Source organism: Azospirillum sp. B506, assembly GCF_000333595.1.
GTDB lineage: Bacteria > Pseudomonadota > Alphaproteobacteria > Azospirillales > Azospirillaceae > Azospirillum.
Genome location: NZ_BADK01001007.1, coordinates 1 through 1,055 on the forward strand (window position 1 = coordinate 1; position 1,055 = coordinate 1,055).

A 1,055-nucleotide genomic window follows, 5' to 3' on the forward strand; every position below is an offset into this window, starting at 1 on the left:
CGACCCAGATGGCGTCGGATCAGGAAGGCGCCCAGATCGGCCACGCCGGCCCCGCCCGAGCAGGTGATGCGGTCTCGGTCCACCACATAGAGCTGGTCGGCCACCGGCAGCAGGTCAGGAAATTCTTCGATGAAATCGCGGTGATGGTACCAGCTGACGCAGCAGCTCGACGACCGGCATTCCGGACGGCATGGTGCTGAACCTGAACGCCTTCCTGGCCGACACCGACGGGTCGGAAAAGCTGGCGGTCACCATCGGCGGCGTGCCGAAGGGCACGGTGCTGTCGCGCGGCCTCGACAACGGCAACGGCACCTGGACGCTGACCGCGGAGGACTATGCCGCGGCGCTGGCCGAGGGCGGCTTGAAGCTGACCGTGAAGGATGCGAACGCCAGCGGCATCGCCCACAGCGTCGACAGCACCACCCATGTCGACACCGCCCGCATGACTCTGACGGTCAACCCCTACAGCATCGAGAGCGAGGGCGACCGCAACGCCACCGTGTCCGACAGCTTCGTGCTGAGCTGGACCACGTCGGCCGGCGGCGGATCGACCGATCCGGGCGGCGGAAACACGGGCGGCGGAAACAACGGCGGCGGTACCAGCCCGCCCCCGCCTCCGCCTCCCCCTCCCCCGCCTCCTCCTCCGGTGCTGGACCCCAGCGTCGGCAGCGACCGGCCGCATGCCGTGACCACGGCCGAGGATACGGCGGTGGCACTCGGCCTGAAGGACGGCCTGGCGAACTGGCAGGATGTGTCGACCGTCATCCTGTCGGGCATTCCGGCGGGTGCCAGCCTGACCAACACGGCCGGCGACAGGCTGACCATCACCGGCGGCTCGATCACGCTGACCAAGGCGCAGCTGGACGGTCTGACGCTCACGCCGCCGTCGAACAGCGACGCCGACTTCAGCCTCGGCGTCGAGGTGGTTTCGGGCAGCAACAACGCGCACACCACGCTGTCCCAAACGGTGACCGTCACCGCCGTCGCCGACAGCCCGCTGCTGACGGTGGCGCCGGCCTCCGGCAACGAGGACACGGCCATCGCGCTGGACATCA

Annotated in this window: 1 protein-coding gene; it reads left to right on the plus strand. The window is 69.3% G+C overall.

Translation table 11 applies throughout. From position 1 onward, the window contains the following. Positions 1–190: 190 nt before the first annotated feature. Positions 191–1,055, plus strand: an 865-nt coding sequence (locus tag I71_RS31120) for a hypothetical protein (protein ID WP_042703466.1), incomplete at its 3' end; no start/stop codon positions are given.